Source organism: Streptomyces sp. NPDC059957, assembly GCF_042730015.1.
Lineage (GTDB): Bacteria > Actinomycetota > Actinomycetes > Streptomycetales > Streptomycetaceae > Streptomyces.
Window position 1 is genome coordinate 34,326 of sequence record NZ_JBHWMB010000073.1, and the last position, 6,743, is coordinate 41,068.

The 6,743-nt window shown below is 69.0% G+C and carries 6 protein-coding genes and 1 pseudogene; 3 read left to right on the forward strand and 4 right to left on the reverse strand.

The genetic code is table 11. From position 1 onward, the window contains the following. The 3 genes and pseudogenes from ACFWBW_RS33945 to ACFWBW_RS33955 all read right to left on the reverse strand — a co-directional run. Window positions 1-471, reverse strand: a pseudogene (locus ACFWBW_RS33945) (hypothetical protein); the annotation flags it as partial. Window positions 472-1,011: 540 nt separating this feature from the next. Then, window positions 1,012-1,914 (reverse strand): hypothetical protein, encoded by a 903-nt coding sequence (locus ACFWBW_RS33950; protein ID WP_385380989.1) that lies wholly within the window; start codon window positions 1,912-1,914, stop codon window positions 1,012-1,014. Between the two features lie 207 nt (window positions 1,915-2,121). Beyond that, entirely contained in the window at window positions 2,122-2,547 is a 426-nt protein-coding gene (locus ACFWBW_RS33955) for an HIT family protein (protein WP_385380991.1), read from the reverse strand. 651 nt (window positions 2,548-3,198) lie between these two features. On the opposite strand from ACFWBW_RS33955, the gene ACFWBW_RS33960 reads away from it, so the two are divergent. The 3 genes from ACFWBW_RS33960 (at window position 3,199) to ACFWBW_RS33970 (ending at window position 5,593) form a co-directional block, all read left to right on the forward strand. Beyond that, window positions 3,199-4,008 carry a hypothetical protein gene (locus tag ACFWBW_RS33960; RefSeq protein WP_385380994.1) on the forward strand — a complete coding sequence of 270 codons (810 nt, stop codon included), beginning with the start codon at window positions 3,199-3,201 and terminating at the stop codon, window positions 4,006-4,008. Between the two features lie 17 nt (window positions 4,009-4,025). Next, a complete protein-coding gene (locus tag ACFWBW_RS33965) occupies window positions 4,026-4,712 on the forward strand; it encodes a hypothetical protein (RefSeq protein WP_385380997.1) in 687 nt (228 codons plus the stop codon). Window positions 4,713-5,296: 584 nt separating this feature from the next. After that, a complete protein-coding gene (locus tag ACFWBW_RS33970; protein ID WP_385381000.1) occupies window positions 5,297-5,593 on the forward strand; it encodes a hypothetical protein in 297 nt (98 codons plus the stop codon). 777 nt (window positions 5,594-6,370) lie between these two features. Here ACFWBW_RS33970 and ACFWBW_RS33975 read toward each other — a convergent pair. Further along, window positions 6,371-6,743 (reverse strand): cation transporter (locus ACFWBW_RS33975; protein ID WP_385381003.1); only part of this gene is annotated, 373 nt, incomplete at its 5' end.

The window sequence follows — 6,743 nt, forward strand, 5'->3', positions numbered from 1 at the left end:
GCCGTCCGCGGACTGCGTGCGCTGGCACTCGCCGAGCGTGCCCGGCGCCAGGGGCAGGCCCAGGACGGAGCGGGCGAGGGCCTCGAAGGCGAGCAGCATGATCCTCTGCCACGGCTTGAGCCGCACCCCCCGGTCATCGCCCAGTGCCGTTGTGGCCTGGTCCAGGAGCCGTCTGGCGTCAGCGCCGGGCGCGTCGAGGGCACAGGCGAGGGCGTGCAGGTACAGGGCCCGACGGGCATGCGGCCCGGCCGTGACCGACACGTCGGTGAACGCCGGCACGAGGCCGCTAGTGGTGGCCGCCTCGAGCAGCCAACGGTCGGCGGCTGCCACGAACGGATCGTGCCCCTGCACGGCGGCGCCCCGCAGCCAGCCAACCGCCCGCGCACGCGCCGAAGCCGCCCGCTCGCCCTGCACATGTGTCAGGGAACAGACCACGACGGCGTTCTCCAGCACTCGCGCCTGCGACGGCATCCGCCAGGCGCCATCCGCGCCCTGCGTCCCGACCGCGAACCGCGATGCCCTCCCCAGACACCGCGCCACCTCGGCGCCGACCCCAGCTGAACCTTCCGTAGTGGATGGCCCACGGCCGTCCACCAGCGCGCCGATGGAACCCAACAACCCCACTCCTTCTGCGAACACACCCCGATGGCGCGTCTCATGGACCTGGCTTGCATCACCGCAGCACACCCTATTTCCGCGGCGTGATCTACGGTCAGCGTTGTCGCCGCCACACGCTGGCAGATCCGAAACGGCAGGCGCATGACATAGCTCAGCCGGTAGTCGCGGGGCGACGGCCCTCTCGCGTGCCTACGACGACGCGTGCGCAGGACGGATTCTTCCAACATCGCCAGAGCCACCGCGGAAATGGAGCCAGGCCCCCCTTCGCACGGCGCGTTGGGGGTGCCGACTCGAACACGGAACTGGTCTGACTGCCGGGTGCAGTGGAGTCCCCGGGCACCGGTGGGTGCCGAGGGTTCCGCTGTGTGGCCCGGTGCGAGTGTTGCTCGGGTGTCAGTTGCCGAAGAGGCTGGCGAAGGGTCCGAACAGACCGGTGAGCGCGAGAGCCTTGACCGGGTCGTGCTGGGTTTGGGCGATGGGGGGCTTCCAGGGGGCGAGGGTCCAGGTCTGGCCGGGGCCGCCCTTGCTTTTACCCACGAGGAAGCCGCCCTCATCAGTCCAGTAGGTCCGCTCGGCCGGCACGGTCTTGCTGTCCGCGGCGTAGATGTGGGTGCCGTCGTACGCCCACCGGTAGGTGCTGTTCTTCTCACGGCGCGCACCGCAGCCGTGCATCCTCGTCGACGCATCTCCCGACTCGACCGCAGGAGGGTGGATCCCTTGCTCCGCCGCCGCGTCGATGTACGCGTGCGCGGCGTCGACGCCCTCCGGGTCCTCCTCGACATGGTGCTCGGGGAACCTGATGGAAGCGCAGTAGCCGTGCCAGAGCTCCAACTGCTTCGCGAGGCTCGCATCCGCCCCCACTTCCGCCTCCGCCCACGTCTTGAACCCCGCGGGCAGCAGTACGGCGAGCTTCTCCTTCAGACTCCAGGGCATGTCGTCCAGCTTGTGCCGGAACAGGTCGGCTGCCCGCTGGCGGTCCTCGGCCGTGGGATACGGATTGAGGTCCAGCCACACGCAGTAGTCGCCGATGTTCTGGTACTCGCCGACGGCGTGGCTGACGATCTGGCTGAACGGCTGGCGCTCTGCCGTGTCGTCGATGGTGCTGAACCACCAGACGGTCGCTGGACTTCCGTCCGGCTCGCCGAGTTCCAGACCCGGCTTGTCCGTGACGTACTGGAGGTACTTGGTGCCCTCCTTCCAGTCACTGACGTCCGTGGTCCTGCCGAGCCGCACACGGACACAGCGGCCGGTCTCGTTGTTGACGATCGTGAAGTTGCCTTCGGGATACGTTGACATGCCCGCAGTATCAGGCCCGGGAAAAGCCGGTAAGTCGCTTCCCGTGATCTTCAACCGAAAGAGCGATCGCGGGGTCACAGTCTCCCTGCGCGCAGGTCCGAGCCCGGCGACGAATAGCCTGCGTGCAGCTCGCACCTGGATGCAGGCTGAGCAGGACCGGCTCCGTAAGAACGGCGCACTGGCTCGTTCGTGGGAACGGGCTCTGGCTCAGCTTGTGTGGTGCCGGCCCGAAGCAAGAGCGTCGGCAAGCCGCGCCCCCGGATCGCCAGTGACGTGATGTACGGAGCGTCCGGCCGGCCAGGTCGAGATTCCGTCGTCCACCCACCGGGGAACGACGTGGAAGTGCAGGTGGGGCACTGACTGCTCCGATCCCGGACCGCTGGCGCTGAGGATGTTCACGCCTGAGGCGTTCAAGGCGGTCCGCGCGGCCTCGGCCACGCGCTGGACCAGCGCCGTCATCACGGCGAGGACCTCAGGCGGGGTCTCAAAGACGTCCGCGTAATGGACCGTTGGAACCACCAGAGTGTGACCCGGCGCCAGCGGGTTCAGTGGAGTAAAGGCACAGGCCACCGGACCACGAGCCACCCAGCCCGCGGTGCCTTCACGGATGAGCCCGCAGAAGATGCAATCCATGTGACCGACCCTGCCAGACGCGGGATGTCACTCGCCAACCAGTTCCGGGTCTGGTGGGGATGGCAAGGACAGCCCACGACTTCACAGAAGTTGTGCCAGAACCCCGAACTCGTGAACAGAGCCAGCGCACACCAGGTCGCCCGATGACCCGGTGACTTGGCGGCCCGACGGCAAGCCGTACTACCCGCGCGCTGGCCCGCACGGGAGCAGCAAGTTCCCGCAGGGTCGGCCGCCCGCCACCGAGAGCGTGCAGCAGCCCGGACAGATCCTCGGGGGACCGGCCTGTGCGTGCCGGAAGGGGGGCTGACGGGCCGGTTCCGCCGCCCCCGGGGTGGTCGGCGGATCCTCGGCTGCAGAACGGCCGCCGTGAACGGAACACCGCGCAGGACGTTGTTGGAGTCGGTCGTCGTGCCGAAACCGAGATGGTGAGGCCAAGTTCATCAGGCCGACGAGGGTCCTGTCCGCTCAGCCGGGCGAGGCGCGCTGGCCCTATCAGCCGAGTTGTGGGCGGGTTTGCGCTGCGCGGCCCAACGTGTGTCCCCCGTGCGGGGGTGAGGAGACGTTTCCCTCATACCCTCGCCATCACCTGCCAGGTGATGATCGGCCCCCTCGCCGGGGCCCGGACAAGCTGACTCCCGGCCGTTCCCGGAGGTGTCCATCCCCGTGGTCCTCGTCATCGTCGTCGCCGCCCTGGCCCTGCTCGCAGGCCTCGCCGCGAACCGCTTCCTACGCCCGCGGCTCCTCAGTGAGGACGACGACACCGGCATGGCCGTCAAAGACCTCGTCGGGCCTCTGCTGACGCTGACCGTCCTGCTCCTCGCGTTCGTCCTGGTCACCGCCAACGGCTCCTACGGCAAAGCCGAAGTGTCCTCCCGCGGTGAAGCCCGCGCTCTGGACCAGCTCGTCGAGACCGCCGAGTACGCGCCCGAGGTCCAGCGAGGACGTATCCAGGCCGACGCCGTCTGCTACGCCCGCGCCGTACGCACCCAGGAATGGCCGGCCATGGCCGACGGCAACGGATCACCGGCACCCAGCAGATGGTCCACAGACTTCCGCACCACCTTCCGTGCCCTGGAAGGCAAGTCGGCCTTCGGCATGCTGGTCGCCGCCGACAACAAACGCTCCGAGGAACGCGAGGAACGCCTCACCCAGGCCACCCCCACCATCCCCTCCGCCATCTTCTGGTTCCTCCTCGCCACCTTGACCTTCACCGTGATCAGCCTCGGAATCTGCCTGCCCCGCAGAAACAACCGCGGCCAGATCACCGCCCTCGTGGTGATCACCGCCCTGCTCACCACGACCCTGTGCATCATCAAGGACGTCGACCAACCATTCAGCGGCATCATCAAAGTCGAGCCGACCGCGATCGCCGAGACCGAACGACAAGCCACCCGCGACTTCCTCGCCCACCACAAAATCACCGAACTGCCCTGCGACGACCAGGGCAACCCCACCGCGTGAAAGGCCATCCGCAGACCGTGCTTAACACCCCGCCCTTCCCGTACGAATCCGGCACGGCTCGGGAACGGTTCCGGCACGACGGCTACCTCCCTCTGCGCGGTCTGCTGAGCGAGGACGGCCTCGCCGCACTGCAGGGCGGAGCCGGCCGGCTGGAACAGCTCGCGCGGCGCCGGGACTTCACCATGGCCTGCATGGACGACTCGCCCCGCCACATGACCACCCTCGGCGGCCACGTCATCGCCCAGGAATCCCGGCTCATCCCCCAGCTGTACGCACAACCCGCCCTGCGCTCCCTCATCGGCGCCCTGACGGGCACACCCGTCATCGACGTACCCGACCCCGTGGAACGACACGTCCTGAACATCCTGCACCGCGAGGGCGACACCCATGGCGCCCACACCGACGACTACCCCTACGCCCTCGTCCTCTTCCTCGAAGCACCCCACCAACCGGACGAAGGAGGCCTGCTGGAATACGCCCCCCAGGCCGAATCACTCAACGCGATCAGCCACACCAGCGGCGCCCCCGTGCGAACCGCGCACCACCGCGCCGGCGACGCCTACCTCCTGCGCAGCGACACCACCGCACACCGCGTCACACCACTCACACGCCCCGGCCTGCGCCGCACCGTACTCAACTTCGCCTACACCACCCCGACCACACCCCCACACACCACACCCTCAGCCCAACAGCTCTACACCTGACCTCCGGCTCACACCGACACCCCAACGGGGCCCCGCACTGCCATACGAGCCGCCACCCAGTCGGCGGCCTCCACCACCGACCTGGCCCGTATCCGCGCCGCGACCAGGCCGCTCCCGGCCTACCTGACGGGCAACCACCGGTCTCAGCGGGCAGGCCAAGCCGGCCCAGCCTGGAAGGCCGACCGACCGACCGCACTAACGCTCCCGTTCCCCCCTCGGGGGCCGGATGGCTGCGCGCGTTCAGGAGGGTCGGCGAGCTACCAGGTGACGATGACGGCGGCGTCATGGCCGTCGGCGCCTGGTGTGCCGAGGGCGCCGTTGCCCCGGGAACCCGGTACCGGCCTTGCCTAAGATTTCTCGATCCCGTGATAGCAGGCCACCTGCCCACATACCGCCCGGTGACAACGCTGACGCGTCAGATCCCATCACGAGCGCGGGCAGCCGCGCCCGACAGGCGGGTACTCCCGGACCGGCAGCGCGGCGCGGGAGGGTAGCTCTCCTGCGGGGTTGTCGCCGCTGGGACCAGGTGGGCGGTCTTTTGACGCGGGTCGTGACCGCTGCTCGGGAACGATCGTTGGCCGGCAATGAAGAAGATCATGACCATTGCCGTGTTGATGGCGTCCGTGCTGGGCCCGGCCAGTCAGGCGCAGGCCGCTTTCGCGCCCATGCCCGACTTCCTGGGCCAGTCCGCCGCCACTGTTCTGCAGTCCGTCGATGCCGGAACGAACGTCGAGATGACAGACCTGAGCGGAGCACAGCGTCCCGTCCAGTGGCCCGCGCAATGGAAGGTCTGTACCCAGTCCCCGGCTCCGGGCGAGACCATGACCGACAAGATCAGCGTCGGTGTGGTCAAAACGGACGAGGACTGCCCCACCCTGTAGAGGCCGTAGACGATGCCGTCGTCCATCGTGGTCGGCGGTACTTCCAAAACGGAGAGCAGACCCCAGACGAAGCCCGGCTTCCCCGCGGAGTGCACGGACACCGCGAGGCGCCGCAGGGCGCAACGCTGTCAGGGCGAGCCCGTCTCGGTTGGCCGGCCGCACCGAGCGGCAGCCCACGCACTGGCCACCGGCCCGGCTTGGCCACCCCGCTCAGACAGCCTCTACACCTGGCGCCCAGCCGCTGGCCCCACTCCCCCCACCACACACACCCTTATGGCCGCACCGGCCTCTCCCTCTGTTAAGTTCGGCGGCCGGAGCCGGCCAGGCCCCGCGACCGGGCACCGGAGCCACCGGGCCCCCACCGCCGCTCTCCCCGACGGCCTTCGGCACACTATGGCCGGGCTGCTGCACCGCGACCGGCTCCGCCTCCAAGAGGTGTCCATCACGCGGTGAGCGACATGCGGCTCCGCCTCGGGTCACGTCTCGCCTGGGACCCCGCAGCTCCAGATACCGCGGGCGGCCGCGCAAGCTCTGGCCGAGCCGCGAGCACGGCGGCGAGCGAGACCGGCAGACGTTGAGCGCCTTCAACTTCGGGTGCGGTCCCACTCTGTGCGCCCGAGTGGCGGCCACCCTGGACAAGCCCTCCGCGCGGAGTGCTTGCCGAGGGTGGCTTTGTACGCGAGAACGGTCAGCGTTTCTTGACACCGCTTTAGGAGTCATCTGAGGACCAGCCTCGGATGCGAATGTTCTGAGTTTCGGCAGCAATGGAGCCGCCGATCAGTTGCAGCAGTCGCACCCTGGACGGCAGCCGCACGCGTCGGCCTCGGCCACGGGTGTGGTCGCAGCGGCAGCGGGGGCCGCGCAGCAGCCCTTGCCCTGCCAGGCGTCACGGCCTTCCTTGACCGCGATCGCAGCGATGACCAGGGCGGCGATGGGGTCGGCCCACGACCAGCCCAGGGTGGCGTTGAGGACCAAGCCGACCAAGAGGACGGCGGACAGGTAGGTGCACAGCAACGTCTGCTTGGAGTCGGCGACGGCGCTGGCGGAGCCGAGTTCGCGGCCGGCCTTGCGTTGGGCGGCGGACAGGAACGGCATCACGGCCAGGGACAGGGTGGCGATGACGATGCCGGGGACGGAGCGTTCGGCCTCG